Genomic DNA, 18439 nt, shown 5'->3' with positions numbered 1-18439 from the left:
CTTCAGCCCTCCACTGCGCGTTTCAGGGCTTCGGCAACACGCGCCGGCCCGGGGAAATAGGCCCATTCCTGGGCGTGCGGATAGGGGGTGTCCCAGCCCGTCACGCGTTCGATGGGGGCCTCCAGGTGGTAGAAGCAATGCTCCTGCACCAGCGCGGCGAGCTCGGCACCGAAGCCGCTGGTGCGCGTGGCCTCGTGCACCACCACGCAGCGGCCGGTTTTCTTCACCGACTCGAGAATGGTGTCCAGGTCCAGCGGCCAGAGGCTGCGCAGGTCGATGATCTCGGCGTCCACGCCGGCCTCGCGCGCGGCCGCATCGCTGACCCAGACCATGGTGCCGTAGGTCAGCACCGTCACCGCCTTGCCGGTGCGGAAGATGGCCGCCTTGTCCAGCGGCACCCGGTAGTAGCCCTCGGGCACGCGGCCCATGTCGTGCTTGGACCAGGGCACGACCGGCTTGTCGTGGTGGCCGTCGAACGGGCCGTTGTACAGGCGCTTGGGCTCCAGGAAGATCACCGGGTCCTCGCACTCGATAGACGAGATCAGCAGGCCCTTGGCGTCATACGGGTTGCTGGGCATGACGGTGCGCAGGCCACAGACATGGGTGAAGAAGGCCTCGGGGCTCTGGCTGTGCGTCTGCCCGCCGTAGATGCCGCCGCCGCAGGGCATGCGGATCACCATCGGGGCGGAAAAATCCCCGGCCGAGCGGTGGCGCAGGCGCGCCGCCTCGGAGACGATCTGGTCGGTGGCGGGGTAGAAGTAGTCGGCGAACTGGATCTCCACCACGGGCTTCAAGCCATAGGCCGCCATGCCGATGGCCGTGCCGACGATGCCCGATTCGCTGATCGGCGCGTCGAAGCAGCGCGTCTTGCCGTACTTGGCCTGCAGCCCTTCGGTGACACGGAACACGCCGCCGAAGTAGCCCACGTCCTCGCCGTAGACGATGACGTTGTCGTCGCGGCCCATCATCACATCCAGGCCCGAACGCAGCGCGGCGATCATGGTCATGGGGACGCTGCCCTGGTCTTTGCTCTGTTCTGCCATGGCTTACACCCCCATCTGCTGACGCTGCCGGCGCAGGTGCTCCGGCATGTCCTTGTACACATCGTCGAACATGGTCGCGGCGCTGGGCACGCGGCCATCGAGCAGCGAGCCGTGGCGCTCGGCCTCCTTCTGCGCGGCGACGACCTCGGCCTCCAGCTCCCTCTGGGCGGCCTCGTGCTGCGCCTCGCTCCACTCGCCGATGGCGATCAGGTGCTTCTTCAGGCGCTCTATCGGGTCGCCCAGAGGGAAGCGCTGCCAATCGTCGGCCGGGCGGTATTTGGAGGGGTCGTCCGAGGTGGAGTGCGGCCCGGCGCGGTAGGTCTCCCACTCGATCAGCGTGGGGCCGCAGTTGCTGCGCGCGCGCTCGGCCGCCCATTGCGAGGCGGCATAGACGGCCAGGAAGTCGTTGCCATCGACGCGCAGCGACGCAATGCCCACGCCCACGCCGCGCTGGGCAAAGGTCGTGCCCTCGCCGCCGGCAATGGCCTGGAAGGTGGAGATGGCCCACTGGTTGTTGACCACGTTGATGATCACCGGCGCGCGGTACACATGGGCGAAGGTCAGCGCGGTATGGAAGTCGCTCTCGGCCGTGGAGCCGTCGCCGATCCAGGCGGAGGCGATCTTCGTATCGCCCTTGATGGCGGAGGCCATGGCCCAGCCCACGGCCTGGGGCACCTGGGTGGCCAGGTTGCCGGAGATGGAGAAGAAGCCGGCGCGCTTGTACGAGTACATCACCGGCAGCTGGCGCCCCTTGATCGGGTCGCGCTGGTTGCTCATGAGCTGGCAGATCATCTCCACCAGCGAGATGTCGTCGCGCGCCAGCAGCAGGCCCTGCTGGCGGTAGGTGGGAAAGCACATGTCGCCGTCCTGCAGCGCCATGGAATGGGCCACGGCGATCGCCTCCTCACCCAGGCATTGCATGTAGAACGACAGCTTTTTCTGGCGCTGCGCGAGCAGCATGCGGGCATCGAAGATGCGCGTCTTCATCATCGCGCGCAGGCCGCGGCGCAGGCGCTCGGGATGCATGGCCGGGGCCCAGGGGCCGCAGGCCCTGCCCTCATCGTCGAGCACGCGCACCAGGCTGGTCGCCAGGTCTGCGGTGTCGCCGGGAGCGGTGTCGGTGGGGGGTTTGCGTACGCTGCCTGCAGGGGAGATGCTGAGGTACGAGAAGTCGGTGCTGCAGCCCGGCCTGCCAGTAGGCTCGGGCACATGCAGCCGTAAGGCTGTGTGCGGGGTCATCCACGATCTCCTTGCGCCAGATTGTGTCGGACGCATAGTTAGGAACAGGACAGGGCGCCAGATCATGGCGCCCTGTCCCTGGAGCGCCGAGGCGCTGCCGTGGATTCTAAAACGCAGAGGGGCCGCGAGGGCCCCTGCTTTTTACCGGGATAACCCGGGGATCAATGGCCCTGCCAGCGGCGCAGCACCAGCGAAGCATTGGTGCCGCCAAAGCCGAAGCTGTTGGACAGCACCTGGGTCAGCTCGGCGTCGCGGCTCGTGGTGACCAGGGGCATGTCGCCCAGCAGCGGGTCCGGCGTCTCGACGTTCACCGAGCCGGCGATGAAGCCCTTTTGCAGCATGATCAGGCAGTAGATCGCCTCCTGCACGCCGGTGGCGCCCAGCGAGTGGCCGGTGAGCGACTTGGTGCTGGAGAACGGTGGCACCTGGTCGCCGAACACCGCCTGCATGGCGCGCACTTCCTGCATGTCGCCCACGGGGGTGGAGGTGCCGTGGGTGTTGATGTAGTCGATGGGGCCGGCCAAGCCTTCCATGGCCTGCCGCATGCAGGCAATGGCGCCGTCGCCCGAGGGTGCGACCATGTCCTCGCCGTCGCTGGTGGCGCCAAAGCCGACCACCTCGGCCAGGATGGTCGCGCCTCGTCCCAAAGCGTGCTCCAGGCTCTCCAGCACCACGGCGCCGCCGCCGCCGCCGATGACGAAGCCGTCGCGGTTGGCGTCGTAGGCGCGCGAGGCCTTCTCGGGCGTGGCGTTGTACTTGCTGGACATCGCCCCCATGCCGTCGAACAGCAGGGCCATGCCCCAGGACAGCTCTTCGCCGCCGCCGGCGAACATCACGTCCTGCAGGCCCCAGGCGATCTGCTGCGCCGCCGCGCCTATGCAGTGCGCGGAGGTGGAGCAGGCCGAGGTGATGGAGTAGTTGATGCCCTTGACCTTGAAGTTGGTCGCCAGGCAGGCCGACACCGTGCTGCTCATGCAGCGTGTGACCTGGTACGGGCCGACGCGGCGGATGCCCTTCTCGCGCAGGGTGTCGGCGGCCTCGATCTGGTTCGCCGGCGAGCCGCCGCCCGAACCCATGATCAGGCCGGTGCGCGGATGGCTGACTTGGCTTGGCGTGAGGCCGGCCTGCCGGATGGCATCTTCCAGCGCGATCTGCGCATAGGCCGCGGCGTCGCCCATGAAGCGCAGCTGCTTGCGGTCGATGCGCGCCTCGATGTCGATCTCGGGCCAGCCGCCGACCTGGCTGCGCAGGCCCAGCTCGGTGAATTTTTCCACCGCGCGGATGCCGCTCTTGCCCTGGCGCAGCGAGGCCTCGACCGCATCCAGGTCGTTGCCGATGCAGGACACGATGCCTGCGCCCGTGATGACGACGCGCTTCTTGCTCATGCTGCTTCCTTTGCCCCTTCCTCGCGCAGGAACAGCCCCACGCGCAGGTCGTTGGCCACGTAGATTTCCTTGCCGTCGGCCAAGAGGCGCGCATCGCCGATGGCCATGTTCAGCTTGCGCTTGATGACGCGCTTAATGTCGATCTCGTAGCGCACCAGCTTGACATCCGGGCCGACCTCGCCGGTGAACTTGACCTCGCCGGCTCCAAGAGCGCGGCCCCGGCCCGGCAGGCGCAGCCAGGTCAGGTAGAAGCCGATCAGCTGCCACATGGCATCGAGCCCCAGGCAGCCGGGCATGACCGGGTCGCCCTGGAAATGGCAGGCGAAGAACCATAGGTCGGGCCTGACATCCAGCTCGGCCACGATCTTTCCGAGCCCATGCGCGCCGCCGTCGGCGTCGATATGCGTAATGCGGTCGAACATCAGCATGGGCGGCAGGGGCAGGCGCCCGCTGTCGGGGGTGAACAACCGGCCCTCGCCGGAAGCTATCAGTTGTTCGTAGGAAAAGGAATCAGCCATTGTCTAGTTTGCTGGTTGTAAATCGGCCGGACATCGCCGCCGCCGCGAAAGCGCTCATTATCCAGTGTCCTGCGCGCCCGGCCGCAGAACCCGGGTCAAGGGATCGCCCTTTACCGCCTGCGGCGCAAGAGCCAGGCGGCGGCGGCCACGGCCAGGCCCAGCGCCCACAGCGGCGCCAGCCCCAGGCGCGCCACCCACCAGGCATAGGGCGTGACGGCGCCGCCCCGCCCCTGCACCTGGGCGCGCAGCACGCCGCGCTGGTAGGCGGGCAGGCGGTGCGTGACCCGGCCGCGGTGGTCGATGACGGCCGTGGCGCCGGTGTTGGTGGCGCGCAGCATGGGGCGCTCGAACTCCAGCGCGCGCAGGCGGCTGATGGCCAGGTGCTGGTCGATGGCCACGGTGTCGCCAAACCAGCCGATGTTGCTCAGGTTGACCATGATGGTCGGGCTGCTTGCCGCGTCGCGAAAGCGCGCACCCAGCTCCTCGCCGAACAAGTCCTCGTAGCAGATGTTGGGGGCGATGCGCTCGCCGCCCCAAACCAGCGAGGGCTGGCCCACCGCACCGCGGTTGAAGTCGCCCAGGGGAATGTTCATCATCTCGGTGAACCAGCGGAACAGCGGCGGTATGAATTCGCCGAACGGCACCAGGTGGTGCTTGTCGTAGCGGTAGGGCTGCTGCTCAGCCGGCGCAAAACCCAGCACCGAGTTGGTGTAGCCCAGCTCCAGGCTGCCCAGCGGCATGCCCAGCAGCAGCGCCTGCGTGCCTTTGGCCCTGGTATAGCGCTCGGCAACGGCGTCCAGGTAGCCGGGCGAGAGCTGCTGGGGCAAGAGCGGTATGGCCGTCTCGGGCGCCACGACCAGCGCGGCCTCGGCCGAGCGCAGCTGGTCGTGGTACCACTGCAGCGCCATGGGTACGCCGCTGCCGGGCTGGAATTTTTCGTCCTGCGGGATGTTGCCCTGCAGCAGGGCCAGGGACAGCGGCGCGTGCACGGGCGCGGGCGCGGGCGCCCCGCAACCCTCGATGGCGCAGTGGCGCTGCACCGCCAGGCCGGCCCACGCCGCCGCCAGCAGCGCCAGCAGCGCCCAGCAGCTGCGGCGGCGCAGGTCACGGGCGCGCCACTGCGCCAGGCCCATGGCCAGAGCCGCCGCCACACAGCCCACGCCATACACGCCCACGCTGCGCGCCAGCACGGCCAGCGGCCCTTCGACATGGGCGTAGCCGCCCGCGCCCCAGGGAAAGCCCGTCCACCATTGCCCGCGCGCCAGCTCCGCCAGCAGCCACAAAAATGCAAAAAGAATAGCTGTTAACGCTTTACCGGAGGGCCTTACAAGCCAGAAATATGCTGAAACAGCTGCATAGTAACTGCCCAGGAAGGCGGCCAGCGCCAGCACCGCCAGCACCGCCAGCGGCGCTGCCAGGCCGCCGTAGGTATGCATGGAGATGAACAGCCACCAGAAGGTGCCGGCCAGCCAGGCCGTGGCAAACAACCAGCCCAGGGCGGCCGCGCGGCGCGCGCCGCCCGCGCCCAGCAGCACATGCCCCAGCAGCGCCAACGACAGGATCTGCAGCCACCACAGCGGCTGCCCGCCCCAGGGCCAGGCCAGGGACGCGGCCTGCGCCAGTCCCGCCGCCAGGGCCAGCAGCCAGGGCCGCGGCCCGTGGCTTGGCGCCGGGGCCTCAGAAAAAAAGGCGCTCATCAAGATTCGGCTGGCGCCGCGTCCGCCTCTGCCGGCGTGACCTTGAACCAGCGCACCGTACCGCCCTTGGTGTGCAGCACCACGAACCTGAGGCCGCCCAGCACCACGGCCTCGCCCTTGCGCGGCATGCGGCCCAACTCGTGCGTGATCAGGCCGCCTATGGTGTCGAAATGCTCATCCGGGTCGCTGGCGTGCAGCTGCACCTCGAAGGCCTCGGCCACGCGCTCCAAGGGGGTGTCGCCGCTCACGCGGTAGCTGTGGTCGGCCAGGCCGAAGATGTCGCCCTCGTCCTCATGAATGTCGAATTCGTCCTCGATCTCGCCCACGATCTGCTCGATCACGTCCTCGAAGGTCACCAGGCCGGCGATGCGGCCGAACTCGTCGATGACGATGGCCATGTGGTTGCGCGTGCTGCGGAACTCGCGCTCGAGCGCGTGCAGGCCCTTGCTCTCGGGCACGAACAGCGCGGGGCGCACCAGGGTGCGTATGCTCAGCTCGGGCGAGCGCCAGAGCTTGAGCAGGTCCTTGGCCAGCAGGATGCCGATGATGTGCTCGCGCTCGCCCTGGTACACCGGAAAGCGCGAGTGCGCCGTGCGCAGCACCTGGTGCATGAGGGCGTCCAGCGGCGCGTCGATGTCCAGCATGTCCATGCGCGGCGCGGGCACCAGCACGTCGGCCGCCGTCATCTCGGCCATGCGCAGCACGCGCTCGAGCATCACGCGCGCGTCGTTGTTGATGACCTGGTTGTCCTCGGCCTCGGCCAGCGTGGCGATGAGCTCGGCGGTGGAGTCCGGCCCCGGGTTGATGAACTCGACAAGGCGCTGCAACAGCGTACGCTTGTCTTGCCTGGCAGGCGGGCGCGCAGGATAGGGGTCGGACACGGGGCGGTTGCAGGACTTGCGGTGGTTGAGCAGGCCCCAAGGATAGCGGATCGCCCCGGCCGAGATCCGCGCCGGCGCTGGGCGCCGCCTACTCGGCCGCCTGGTGGCGCCCGTCGCGCACGCCCTGGCGGATCTCCTGCATGTCGGCCAGCAGGCTCCAGAACTGGCGTGCCTGCTTCTTGAGCTGGTAGTCCACCTCGGCGAACTGCTCGGCCACGATCTCGGACACGCGCGTGTCCAGGCCGGCGGGCGGCAGCTGCAGATAGGCTTCGGACTCCGAGCCCTCCTGGCGCACCCTGGCACCAGCGCTGCGCGCGATCCTGAGCATGGCCGTGTTCTCGGTCAGCGCGTGGATGAACATCATGCGCACGCCGCGGTTGCGCGCCAGCATCACGGCGCGCTCGAACAGCCGTCCGCCATAGCCGCGCCCGCGCGCGCTCGCCAGCACCGAGACGCCGAACTCGGCGCAGCTGTGGTAGTCATCGGTCGGGGCAAAGGCCACATGGGCCATGGCGATGAGCTGCAGGCGGCGGTTGAAGATGCCGAACACCTCGTCGCGCTCGAAGTCCAGCAGCTCCACGTAGCGGCGCACCTGCTCGTCGCTGGCGGTGTAGCCAAAGCGCAGGTAACGGTCGCGCTCGCCCAGGGCCAGCAGATGCGTGGCAATGCGCTCGCGGTGTTGCGCGCCCAGCGCGCGTACGGGAACCATCACGGTGCTCATGGCAAAACCTCGGTGAACAGGCCGCGCGGCGGGGCGCAGCATATGCCGCCCGGAATCCAGGCAGGCGCGGAGCCAGTTGTTGGTTGGAAGCATGATGCAGTGGATTCTAGGGTTTTCCCTAGGTTTCCGCTGCACATTTGCTGCAATGCAACAAAAAAATCAGGGCTTTTGGTTTTTGGATAGAAAAAGGCCATAAGGCCCGTCAAATAAGCGGCTGAAGCTCTCATTATGAAAGTCACACCGGCAGCGCCGTGGTGGCCTTGACCCGGTCCAGCACGAAGCTGGTCTTGCAGTCCTGCACGCTGGGGTGCTTGAGCAGCGTGTCCATGATGAAGCGGCTGTAGTGCGCCATGTCGGCCACCACCACGCGCAGCAGGTAGTCCATCTCGCCGGTCAGCGCCGCGCATTCCACCACCTCGGGCCAGGTCTGCACGCTGGCACGGAACAGGTCCATGGGATTGCGCTTGTGGTTCTCGGTGTGCTTTTCCAGGCGCACGTTCAGGTAGGCGGTCAGCCCCAGGCCCACGCGCTCGGGCCGTACCAGGGCCACGTAGCGGTCGATCACACCCTCTTCCTCCAGCCGCTTGGCGCGGCGCAGCACGGCGCTGGGCGACAGGCCCACCTGCTCGCCGATCAGGTCGTAGGTCTCGCGGCCGTTGTCCTGCAGGCGGCGCAGGATGGCGCGGTCGAGTTTGTCCAGGGCAGCAAGGCGTTCGCTCATGACGGCAAATTCTAATCAGCTAACGCCAAATGGCTGCACATTGCATTGACGTTGCGCAACATTCCTGCGCACCGGAAGTCAAAGCGGTATGCATTCGCCAGAAACATGTGTCGCCCACACCCTACAGTGCAAAGTCCATACAACACTGGAGACAACCGACATGACCGCCGCCCTGCCCGCCCAGACCACCCGCGACACCACCGCCTGGGAGAACCCCATGGGCCTGATGGGCTTCGAATTCGTCGAATTCACCTCGCCCACCCCCGGCGTGGTCGAGGCGGTGTTCGACAAGCTCGGCTTCACGCTGGTGGCCAGGCACCGCTCCAAGGACGTGCTGCTGTACCGCCAGAACCAGATCAACTTCATCCTGAACCGCGAGCCGCACAGCCAGGCCGCCTACTTCGGCGCCGAGCACGGCCCCTCGGCCTGTGGCCTGGCGTTCCGCGTGCAGGACGCGCACCGGGCCTACCGGCGCGCGCTGGAGCTGGGCGCCCAGCCGATCGAGATTCCCACCGGCCCGATGGAGCTGCGCCTGCCGGCCATCAAGGGCATTGGCGGCGCGCCGCTGTACCTGATCGACCGCTTCGAGGACGGCAAGTCCATCTACGACATCGACTTCGAGTGGCTGCCCGGCGTGGACCAGCGCCCGGCGGGCCATGGCCTGAACGAGATCGACCACCTGACGCACAACGTCTACCGCGGGCGCATGGAGTTCTGGTCCGGCTTCTACGAGAGGCTGTTCAACTTCCGCGAGCTGCGCTATTTCGACATCCAGGGCGAGTACACCGGCCTGACCTCCAAGGCCATGACGGCGCCCGACGGCAAGATCCGTATCCCGCTGAACGAGGAGGCGCGCCAGGGCGGCGGCCAGATCGAGGAATTCCTGATGCAGTTCAACGGCGAGGGCATCCAGCACATCGCGCTGATCTGCGACAGCCTGGTCGAGGTGGTGGACAGGCTGGGCCTGGCCGGCGTGCCGCTGGCGCCCGCGCCCAACGATGTCTATTACCAGATGCTGGAGCGCCGCCTGCCCGGCCACGGCCAGAACGTGGCCGACCTGCAGGCGCGCGGCATCCTGCTGGACGGCAGCACCGAGGGCGGCACGCCGCGCCTGCTGCTGCAGATCTTCTCCACGCCCATGCTGGGGCCGGTGTTCTTCGAATTCATCGAGCGCCGCGGCGACTACCGCGAGGGCTTTGGCGAGGGCAACTTCAAGGCCTTGTTCGAGTCGCTGGAGCGCGACCAGATCCAGCGCGGCGTCATCGACACCCAGGCCAAGGGAGGCTGACATGGCCGTGCAGCCCGCCGTCTACGGCGCCAGCGAGCGCCCCCCGCGCGGCGACTACACGCGCGCCCAGGATGACTACACCTGCGCGCAGGACTGGGCCGGCTACAGCGCACAGGATCACGACACCTACCACCGCCTGTACCTGCGCCAATGCGAGCAGCTGCCGGGCCTGGCGAGCGAGGCCTTCATTGACGCCCTGCCCCATCTGGGCGCCAAGGAGCGCATACCGCGCTTTGACGACGTCAACGAACGCCTGTACCGTGCCACGCGCTGGCAACTGGTGGCGGTGCCGGGGCTGATCCCCGAGGTGCCGTTCTTCACCCTGCTGGCGCACCGCAAGTTCCCGGTGACGGACTGGATACGCCGACCCGAGGAGTTCGAGTACATCGTCGAGCCCGACGTGTTCCACGACCTGTTCGGCCATGTGCCGCTCTTGTTCAACCCGGTGCTGGCCGACTACATGCAGCGCTACGGCGAGGGCGGCCTGAAGGCGGCGCGCCTGGGCGCCTGCGAGATGCTGGCGCGCCTGTACTGGTACACCATCGAATTCGGCCTGATCCGCGAGCCTGCCGGCCTGCGCGCCTACGGCGCCGGCATCCTGAGCTCGCACGGCGAGCTGCCCTACAGCGTGCAAAGCCCCGTGCCGCAGCGCCTGCCGCTGCAGCTGGAGCGCACCATGCGCACGCGCTACAAGATCGACAGCTACCAGCAGACCTACTTCGTCATCGACAGCTTCGAGCAGCTGTTCCAGCTCACGGCGCAGGACTTCGAGCCGCTGTATGCGCGGCTGCGCGGCCTGCCTGAATATGCGGCAGATGAGCGCGTAGTTTGAAATTTCCTTTGTCTAGCATGCGCTTGTAGCTATTTTTTTTGAGGGTGGCTGGCCGGGTCTCGCCCCGGCGGGCGAGGCACTTTTCTTTGCTTCAGCGAAGCAAAGAAAGTGAGTGCGCCGCCGGGCGCATATCCCGGCCAGCCACACATAACCACCCCACAACACAAAGACCTCAAGCCCCCTCCAGCAACCCCAGGCAATCCCGCACCACCCGCGGATCAAACGCCATCTCCACATGCGCCAGGCCGTCAAGAAACCGGTTGTCCGCCCCATGAAGCATGGCGGCAGCGGGCGGGTAGACCACGTTGTCGCCATTCGAATACCAACACCGGAACAGGGCCGCACGGCCCGCAGGCTCCTGGGCACGCAGCTGCCGCACCCAGGAGCCATGCAGCCGCATCTGCTGCCCGGCAACGCTGCGCGCATGCCGCGCCGGCCAGGTGCCGTCGTGCGGGGCGCCTACGGTGACGACGCGCTGCACGCGCGTCTCTGCGTCCGGCCGGGCGCGCAGCCAGGCGCGTATGGCCAGGCCGCCCATGCTGTGGCCCACGATGAGCGGCGCGCGGCCCGTGGCCTCGGTGACGCGGCGCACGGCGGCGTCTATGGTGTCGCAATAGTCGTCGATGGAGCCGAAGGCCGGCTCCAGCGTCACGGCCGCGAAGGCATGGCCGCGCGCGCGCAGCGGCGCGAACCACGGTGTCCAGAAGGCGCGGTTGCACAGAAAACCATGCACCAGCACCACGCCGCGCGGCGCGGGCCGATCGGGCGGGCGCGGCGGCAGCCAGTCGGGCACGGCGCGCGCGCGAAACGGCTGCCACCAGCCGAACACCAGGGCGGCCCAGCGCGACTCGGCCCACCAGGCGCGCAAAAGCCGCATGGGTGAGGGACGCGGCGGATCGCCATGGCGGCAGACCCAGGCCATGAGCAGGAACTGCGGCAGCATGGCCAGGCGCGACAGCAGCGGCACCACCACCAGGCCGGCCAGCGCCAGGGCCGGCGAGCGCGGCCAGAAACCCAGCACCCAGGCCGCGATGCACAGCCCGTGCAGGGCCACCAGCCAGCGCTGCCAGCGCGCATTCGTCATGCACTGTCCCCTGCGTGACCACGGCGGCGCACGGCCCCGGGACAACCCCGGTGCGGCCCGCGCGGGGCGGCTTTCACAATCTGGGCGATCTTCACAAGGCCTCCCCCATGGACAGAATCTGGCTCAAGAACTACCCCCCGGGCGTGCCCCATGACGTGGATGCCGACGCCTACCCATCCGTGGCGCAGATGCTGGAGGAGTCGTTTCGCCGCCATGCCGACAAGCCGTTCTCCGTGTGCATGGACCACTGGATGCACTATGGCGAGCTCGACCGGCTGTCGGCCCAGCTCGGCGCCTGGCTGCAGGGCCAGGGGCTGGCGCCCGGTGCGCGCGTGGCCATCATGCTACCGAATGTGCCGCAGTTCGCGGTGAGCATGGCGGCCGTGCTGCGCGCCGGCTACACCTGCGTGAACGTGAACCCGCTGTACACGGCGCGCGAGCTCGCGCACCAGCTCAGGGACTCGGGCGCCTCGGCCATCGTGATCCTGGAGAACTTCGCCCACACGCTGGCCGAGGTGATCGACGGCACGGCCGTGCAGCATGTGGTGATCGCCTCACTGGGCGACCTGCTTGGGCCCTGGCGCGGGCGCTGGCTCAGCTTTGCCGTGCGCCACCTGGCGAAGATGGTGCCGGCCTACGCGCTGCCGCTGGCCGGCGGGCGCCAGGTGCTGCCGTTCAAGCGCGCGCTGGCGCTGGGCGCGCGCCGGCGCCTGAACCCGCCGCAGGTGACGCCCGACCAGCCGGCCTTTTTGCAGTACACGGGCGGCACCACGGGGCTGTCCAAGGGCGCGGTGCTGACGCAGCGCAACATCGTCGCCGCCACGCTGCAGGCCGAGGCCTGGTTCGCCCCCGCGCTGGCCCGGCTGGGCGACGCCAGCCGCATCAACAGCATTGCGGCCCTGCCGCTGTACCACATCTTCGCGCTCACGCTGTGTCTGCTGGCGATCCGCCAGGGCTCGCGCCTGACGCTGATTCCCAACCCGCGCGACATACCTAAGTTCGTGCAGGTGCTGAAGAAACGCCCCTTCCACCTGCTGCCGGCGGTGAACACGCTGTTCAATGCGCTCTTGCAGAACGCGCAGTTCCGCACGCTTGATTTTGCGCCGCTGTGCGTGTCCCAGGCCGGCGGCATGGCCGCCAGCGAGGCCACGGCACGGCAGTGGCAGAGGCTCACCGGCAGCACCATGATCGAGGGCTGGGGCATGAGCGAGACCTGCGCCATAGGCACCAACAACCCGGTCAACGCCGACAGCTTCAGCGGCAGCATCGGCCTGCCGCTGCCGGGCATAGACATCGCCATCAAGGACGATGCGGGCGCCAGCCTGGCGCCGGGCGAGCCGGGTGAGATCTGCATCCGCGGCCCCAACGTCATGCCCGGCTACTGGAACCAGCCCGAGGAGAACGCGCGCAGCTTCACGCCGGACGGCTTCATGCGCACGGGCGACATCGGCATCATGGACGACCAGGGCTACACGCGCATCGTGGACCGCAAGAAGGACATGATCCTGGCGAGCGGCTTCAATGTCTATCCGAACGAGCTGGAGCAAGTGATCGCACAATGCCCCGGCGTGCTCGAATGCGCGGCCGTGGGCGTGACCGACGAGCACCAGGGCGAGGCCATCAAGGTCTTCGTGGTGCGCAGCGACCCCGCGCTCACCGAGGACGATGTGGCGCGCCACTGCCACGCACAGTTGACGGGCTACAAGCGGCCAAAATACATCGAGTTCCGCGACGAGCTGCCCAAGACCAATGTGGGCAAGATACTGCGGCGCGAGTTGCGCGCCCACGCCTAGTCGCAATTACTTTTTGATAGCTGATGCCGCACACCACACCTGCCCTTCCGCCCGAAATCACGGTTCTTGAACGCGGCTGGCTCTCGGCCAACAACGTGCTGTTCCTGGGGCGCGATGCCACGGCGCTGGTGGACAGCGGCTATTGCAGCAATGCGGCCCAGACCGTGGCGCTGGTGGAGTCGGGCCTGCATGGGCGGCCGCTGGACCTGCTGCTCAACACCCATTTGCACAGCGACCACTGCGGCGGCAACGCGGCGCTGCAGGCGCGCTGGCCACGCCTTGCCACGCACATCCCCCCAGGCCAATGGGCCCAGGTGCAGGACTGGGACCCGGTGGCGCTGAGCTATGCGCCCACGGGCCAGGACTGCCCGCGCTTTCGCGCCGATGCGCGTCTCATGCCCGGCAGCGAGGTGGAGCTGGGCGGGCGCGCCTGGCAGGTGCATGCCGCGCCGGGACACGACAACCATGCCGTGCTGCTGTTCGAGCCGCGCTCGCGCCTCTTGATCTCGGGCGACGCGCTGTGGGAGAACGGCTTTGGCGTGGTCTTCCCCGAGCTCGACGGCGCGCAGGCCTTTGCCGAGGTGGGCGCCACGCTGGACCTGATCGAGCGGCTGTCCCCGCTCACCGTCATTCCCGGCCACGGCAGCGTGTTTGGCGACCTGCCGCAAGCCCTGGCGCGCGCGCGCCGGCGCTTAGGCGGTTTCGAGGCCGACCCGGTCAAGCACGCGCGCCACGCGGCCAAGGTGCTGCTCAAGTACAAGCTGCTCGAATGGCAGCAGGCGCCGCTGGCGCAGGTGCAGGCCTGGCTGGCGGCCACGCCGTACTACGCGCGGCTGCACGGCCGCTACTTCGCCGACCGCAGCGCCGGCCAATGGATGGCCGAGCTGATCCAGGAACTCGTGGACGGCGGCGCCGCCCGGCGCGAGGGCGAGGTGCTGCACAACGCCTGAAATCCGCGGCCGCGCGGCGTATCCGTTGCCATATGGCAACAAACCGGCCTCCCTGCCACGCCCTCGACATGCAAATGCAAATTTTTCGCATTCATTTTTTTAAATGCGATTGATTTGCAACAATAATTGCTCGCGAAATCCAACTACCGTCGAGAGCAAGATGCCGTCCTTTTCATCCATCAAAAAGCCCAAGAGCCTGCGCATGGCCGCCGCCCTGCTGCCGCTCAGCGCCATGGCCCAGGTGCCGTCCACGCCTGCGCCTCACACCCTGCCCGCCGTGACCGTGCAGGAACAGGCCATCGACCCCAACCCCAACGCCGAGGTCGGCGCGCCCTACAAGGCCAAGACCTCGGCCGACACGCGCCACACGCGCCCGCTGGCCGAGACGCCCCAGACCATCCAGGTGGTGACCAAGGCGGCCATTGACGACTCCGGCGCCACCGACCTGAAGCAGATCCTGGCGGCCCAGCCCGGCATCACGCTGGGTACGGGCGAGAACGGCAATGCCTTCGGCGACCGCTACATCATCCGCGGCCAGGAGGCGCGCTCCGACGTGTTCGTGGACGGCCTGCGCGACCCCGGCATGACCACGCGCGAGAGCTTCGCCGTCGAGCAGCTCGAAATCACCAAGGGCCCCAACTCCAGCTTCGCTGGCCGCGGCAGCGCTGGCGGCGCCATCAATGCCATCACCAAGCAGGCCACGCTGGACTATGACTTCACGCGCGTCTCCGCCGGTGTGGGCACGGACAGCCACCACCGCCTGACCATGGACATGAACAAGGCCTTTGGCGACACGTTCGCGCTGCGCGCCAATGCCCTGACCGCGGGCGAGGACGTGCCGGACCGCAGCCCCTCGCGCCGCCGCCGCGACGGCCTGGCGCTGTCGGGCCTGTGGGAGGTGAACAGCGACCTGTCGGTCACGCTGGACTACTACGGCCTGCGCGCCAAGGACAAGCACCCCGACCTGGGCGGCTTCCTGATGGGCACGGTGCCCAACCGCCGCCCGGCCACGGGCGTGCCGGTCTACGCGCAGGGCAACGACTTCCTGCAGTCCGACGTGGACACGGCCACCGCGCGCATCAACTACCGCTTCGCGCCCAACGTGAGGCTCACCAGTCTGACGCGCTACGGCCAGTCGGACAACGGCTACGCCACCACCGGCGCCTCGTTCAACGCCACCGCGCAGCGCCCTGCCATCGACAACGGCCACACCGGCTGGCAGGACGTGAAGTACTTCGCCCACCAGGACAACCTGCGCTGGGACAAGGAGATCGGCGGCCTGAAGCACGAGTTCATCTTTGGCTTCGAGTACACCAATCACCGCGTCAAGTCCGGCAACTACCGCGTCACCTCCGCCGGCACGCCCAACTGCCGCACCAACGCCACGGCCACCAGCAACAACGGCTTCTGCATGACCGACGCGAACGGCAACTTCCTGCCCAACCTGGGCGACCTGGCCGGCCGCAGCTACGACCGCAACGCCATAAGCCGCGACTGGCATGTGAAGACCCTCGCGCTGTCGGTCATGGACACGGTGGACCTGACGGACAAGTGGACGCTGTTCGGCGGCCTGCGCGCCGACCACAGCGACCTGAGCCTGTCCACCTACAACGCCGGCACCGGCGCGCAGACCGCCGACTACGGCTATAACGACACGCTGCTCAACGGCCACCTGGGCGTGAGCTACAAGATCAACCCCATGGGCATGGTCTACGCCAGCTACGGCACCGCGCAGGACATCAACGGCGGTGAGTCCGACGTGGGCACCAGCGCAGGCTACGGCGGCCTGGTGGTGGACAGGTTCGGCAACGCCAACGCCAAGCCGGAAACCTCGCAGAACTTCGAGATCGGCACCAAGTGGAACCTGCTGGACGACAAACTGCTGCTTACGGCCGCCGCCTTCCGCACGACCAAGAAGGACGTGATGGAAGCCGCACCGGGCAACACCGGCTATGACTCCGTCGGCATGTTCAACACCGGCAAGAACCGCGTGCAGGGCATCGAGTTCGGGCTGGCCGGCAACGTGACCAAGCAACTGCAGGTGCAGGCCGGCATGGCCTTCATGAAGTCCAAGGTGCTGGGCTCGGTGAACCCCGCCAACATCGGCAACCCGCTGTCCAACTTCGCCGACCGCGCCTTCGCCGTGCAGGGCAAGTACCAGCTCACGCGCAACTTCTCGTTCGGCGCCACCGCACGCTACGAGAGCGACCGCTGCGGCGGCCAGCCCGACACGGGCGCCGGCTACGCCAACGGCATGTGCTCGCAGCCCGTGCCCTCGTTCAGCGTGTACGACCTGTTCGCCAGCTACCGCATCAACAAGCATGCCGACCTGCGCCTGAACGTGCTGAACGTGACCGACAAGGACTACTACACGGCCGTGTACCGCTCGGGCGCCTTCCTGTACAAGGGCGACGGCCGCGCAGTGCGCCTGACGCTGAACCTGGACTTGTGAAGCAAAATGGCCGCTGACGCTTACCGGATGGGCGTCAGCAGCTATTATTTTTAATGAACTCTGCCAACCGCATCCCCCCCGGCGTCTGGAACGCCATCGACTACGAGCGCCTGGCCTCCCAGGCCATGGATGCGGGCCACCACGCCTACGTGGCCGGCGGCTGCGGCTGGGATGCGACGGTGGCCGCCAACCGCGCCGCCTTCGCCGGCTGGGCCGTGCTGCCGCGCCTGCTGCGCGACGTGCGCGCGGGTCACACGCGCCTGCAACTGGCCGGCATGGAACTACCCCACCCGCTGCTGCTGGCGCCGGTGGCGTACCAGAGGCTGGCGCACCCGGATGCGGAAGTCGCCACCGCCCGCGCCGCCCAGGCCACGGGCAGCTGCCTGGTGGCAAGCACGCTGTCGTCCTGCACGCTTGAAACAATAGCCGCGGCCAGCGGCCCGGCACGCTGGTTCCAGCTCTACCTGCAGCCCGATCGCGCGCACAGCCTGCACCTCCTGCGTCGTGCCGAGGCCGCCGGCTACCGCGCCATCGTGCTCACGCTGGACGCCAGCATCCAGCTGGCCAGCCGCAGCGCGCTGCAGGCGGGCTTCAGCCTGCCGCCCGACTGCGTGGCCGCCAATCTGCGGGACTACGCGCCAGCGCCCGCCGCGCCGCTGTCCGCAGGCGAAAGCCGCATCTTCCAGGGCGCCATGCGCCACGCCCCGCTGTGGGACGATCTGCACTGGCTGCTGGCCCACACGCGCCTGCCGGTCTGGGTCAAGGGCGTGCTGCACCCCGAGGATGCGCGCCAGCTCCAGGCCGCCGGCTGCGCCGGCCTCATCGTCTCCAACCACGGCGGGCGCAGCCTGGACGGCGCCCCCGCCAGCCTGCAGATGCTGCCCGCCCTGCGCGCCGCAGTGGGCGCGGGCTACCCCGTGCTGCTCGACGGCGGCGTGAGGAGCGGCAGCGACGCCTTCAAGGCCCTGGCCCTGGGCGCCGACGCGGTGCTCATCGGCCGTCTCCAGGTCTACGCCCTGGCCGTGGCCGGCGCCCTGGGCGTGGCGCACATGCTGCAGCTGCTCACCGAGGAGCTGCACGCCTGCATGGCGCAGGCCGGCTGCGCCCAGCTATCCGACATCACCCACGACACACTGACACCATCATGCTGATCTCCATAGACCAGGTTCTCACCAAGGAGCAGGTGCACCAGTTCCGCGCCGAGCTCGATGCCGCCCCATGGGACGACGGCGCCGCCACCGCCGGCACGCTGGCCAAGGCCGTCAAGCGCAACCAGCAGATCGCCGACGGCAGCGACCTGGCCGTGCGCCTGGGCCAGCAGATCCTGCGCCGCCTGGCGGCCACGCCGCTGTTCGTCAGCGCCGCGCTGCCGCGCACCATCTACCCGCCGAAGTTCAACCGCTACGCCGGCGGGGGCACGTACGGCGCGCATGTGGACAGCGCCCTGATGTACCTGCCCGGCAGCAGCCAGCAGATGCGCACCGACCTGTCGGCCACGCTGTTCCTGGCCGAGCCCGAGGAATACGAGGGCGGCGAGCTGGAGGTGGAAGGCCCGTTCGGCGTGCAGACCGTGAAGCTGGCAGCGGGCGACATGGTGCTCTACCCCTCCAGCAGCCTGCACCGCGTGACACCCGTCACGCGCGGCGCGCGCGTGGCCTCGTTCTTCTGGATCGAAAGCCTGGTGCAGGACGAGGGCGAGCGCACGCTGCTGTTCGACCTGGACCAGTCGATCCAGCAGCTCACGCCGCTGGTAGCGCCCGACGACATGCGCTTGGTGCAGCTCACCAGCGTCTATCACAACCTGCTGCGCCGCTGGGCCAAGCCCTGAGGAAAGG

General features: G+C 68.3%; 16 protein-coding genes. 7 read left to right on the top strand and 9 right to left on the bottom strand.

The features are described from left to right. Nucleotides 1-2: 2 nt before the first annotated feature. From P7644_RS03125 to P7644_RS03090, 8 genes are all read right to left on the bottom strand, one after another. On the bottom strand, nt 3-1043 hold the full coding sequence (locus P7644_RS03125) for an alpha-ketoacid dehydrogenase subunit beta (RefSeq protein WP_404301547.1): 1041 nt from the start codon (nt 1041-1043) through the stop codon (nt 3-5). Nucleotides 1044-1046: 3 nt separating this feature from the next. After that, complete coding sequence (locus tag P7644_RS03120) at nt 1047-2282, bottom strand: 3-methyl-2-oxobutanoate dehydrogenase (2-methylpropanoyl-transferring) subunit alpha (protein WP_404301546.1); 1236 nt, start codon at nt 2280-2282, stop codon at nt 1047-1049. A 161-nt stretch (nt 2283-2443) separates the two neighbouring features. Next, nucleotides 2444-3667 (bottom strand): beta-ketoacyl-ACP synthase I, encoded by a 1224-nt coding sequence (gene fabB, locus P7644_RS03115; RefSeq protein WP_404301545.1) that lies wholly within the window; start codon nt 3665-3667, stop codon nt 2444-2446. Beyond that, the gene (gene fabA, locus P7644_RS03110) at nt 3664-4185 is read right to left on the bottom strand and encodes a bifunctional 3-hydroxydecanoyl-ACP dehydratase/trans-2-decenoyl-ACP isomerase (RefSeq protein WP_404301544.1); all 522 of its coding nucleotides are present in this window, start codon (nt 4183-4185) and stop codon (nt 3664-3666) included. The genes fabB and fabA overlap by 4 nt, the downstream gene beginning before the upstream one ends. Before the next feature lie 110 nt (nt 4186-4295). Continuing rightward, complete coding sequence (gene lnt / locus P7644_RS03105; protein ID WP_404301543.1) at nt 4296-5882, bottom strand: apolipoprotein N-acyltransferase; 1587 nt, start codon at nt 5880-5882, stop codon at nt 4296-4298. After that, nucleotides 5882-6763 carry an HlyC/CorC family transporter gene (locus tag P7644_RS03100; RefSeq protein WP_404301542.1) on the bottom strand — a complete coding sequence of 294 codons (882 nt, stop codon included), beginning with the start codon at nt 6761-6763 and terminating at the stop codon, nt 5882-5884. The genes lnt and P7644_RS03100 overlap by 1 nt, the downstream gene beginning before the upstream one ends. Before the next feature lie 88 nt (nt 6764-6851). Continuing rightward, nucleotides 6852-7577, bottom strand: coding sequence for a GNAT family N-acetyltransferase (locus tag P7644_RS03095; protein ID WP_404301541.1), 726 nt, complete (start codon nt 7575-7577; stop codon nt 6852-6854). Between the two features lie 142 nt (nt 7578-7719). Beyond that, nucleotides 7720-8205 (bottom strand): Lrp/AsnC family transcriptional regulator, encoded by a 486-nt coding sequence (locus P7644_RS03090; RefSeq protein ID WP_404301540.1) that lies wholly within the window; start codon nt 8203-8205, stop codon nt 7720-7722. 160 nt (nt 8206-8365) lie between these two features. Between P7644_RS03090 and hppD the strand changes: the two genes are divergently transcribed. Continuing rightward, nucleotides 8366-9493, top strand: coding sequence for a 4-hydroxyphenylpyruvate dioxygenase (hppD, locus tag P7644_RS03085; protein ID WP_404301539.1), 1128 nt, complete (start codon nt 8366-8368; stop codon nt 9491-9493). Nucleotide 9494: 1 nt separating this feature from the next. Further along, nucleotides 9495-10325 (top strand): phenylalanine 4-monooxygenase, encoded by an 831-nt coding sequence (gene phhA / locus P7644_RS03080; RefSeq protein ID WP_404301538.1) that lies wholly within the window; start codon nt 9495-9497, stop codon nt 10323-10325. A 172-nt stretch (nt 10326-10497) separates the two neighbouring features. Here the strand turns inward: phhA and P7644_RS03075 are convergent, their stop codons facing one another. Next, nucleotides 10498-11409: an esterase/lipase family protein gene (locus P7644_RS03075; protein ID WP_404301537.1), complete on the bottom strand. Its 912-nt coding sequence runs from the start codon at nt 11407-11409 to the stop codon at nt 10498-10500. Nucleotides 11410-11516: 107 nt separating this feature from the next. On the opposite strand from P7644_RS03075, the gene P7644_RS03070 reads away from it, so the two are divergent. The 5 genes from P7644_RS03070 (at nt 11517) to P7644_RS03050 (ending at nt 18432) form a co-directional block, all read left to right on the top strand. After that, the gene (locus tag P7644_RS03070; protein ID WP_404301536.1) at nt 11517-13202 is read left to right on the top strand and encodes an AMP-binding protein; all 1686 of its coding nucleotides are present in this window, start codon (nt 11517-11519) and stop codon (nt 13200-13202) included. A gap of 23 nt (nt 13203-13225) precedes the next feature. Beyond that, the gene (locus P7644_RS03065; RefSeq protein WP_404301535.1) at nt 13226-14152 is read left to right on the top strand and encodes an MBL fold metallo-hydrolase; all 927 of its coding nucleotides are present in this window, start codon (nt 13226-13228) and stop codon (nt 14150-14152) included. 160 nt (nt 14153-14312) lie between these two features. Continuing rightward, a complete protein-coding gene (locus P7644_RS03060) occupies nt 14313-16604 on the top strand; it encodes a TonB-dependent receptor (RefSeq protein ID WP_404301534.1) in 2292 nt (763 codons plus the stop codon). Between the two features lie 53 nt (nt 16605-16657). After that, nucleotides 16658-17755 carry an alpha-hydroxy-acid oxidizing protein gene (locus P7644_RS03055; protein WP_404301533.1) on the top strand — a complete coding sequence of 366 codons (1098 nt, stop codon included), beginning with the start codon at nt 16658-16660 and terminating at the stop codon, nt 17753-17755. Next, nucleotides 17749-18432: a Fe2+-dependent dioxygenase gene (locus P7644_RS03050; RefSeq protein WP_404301532.1), complete on the top strand. Its 684-nt coding sequence runs from the start codon at nt 17749-17751 to the stop codon at nt 18430-18432. The genes P7644_RS03055 and P7644_RS03050 overlap by 7 nt, the downstream gene beginning before the upstream one ends. Nucleotides 18433-18439 lie beyond the last annotated feature (7 nt).

Origin of the sequence: Alicycliphilus denitrificans (genome assembly GCF_044792555.1) — a bacterium.
GTDB lineage: Bacteria > Pseudomonadota > Gammaproteobacteria > Burkholderiales > Burkholderiaceae_C > Alicycliphilus > Alicycliphilus denitrificans_A.
This window is presented reverse-complemented; position numbering and strand designations above follow the sequence as displayed.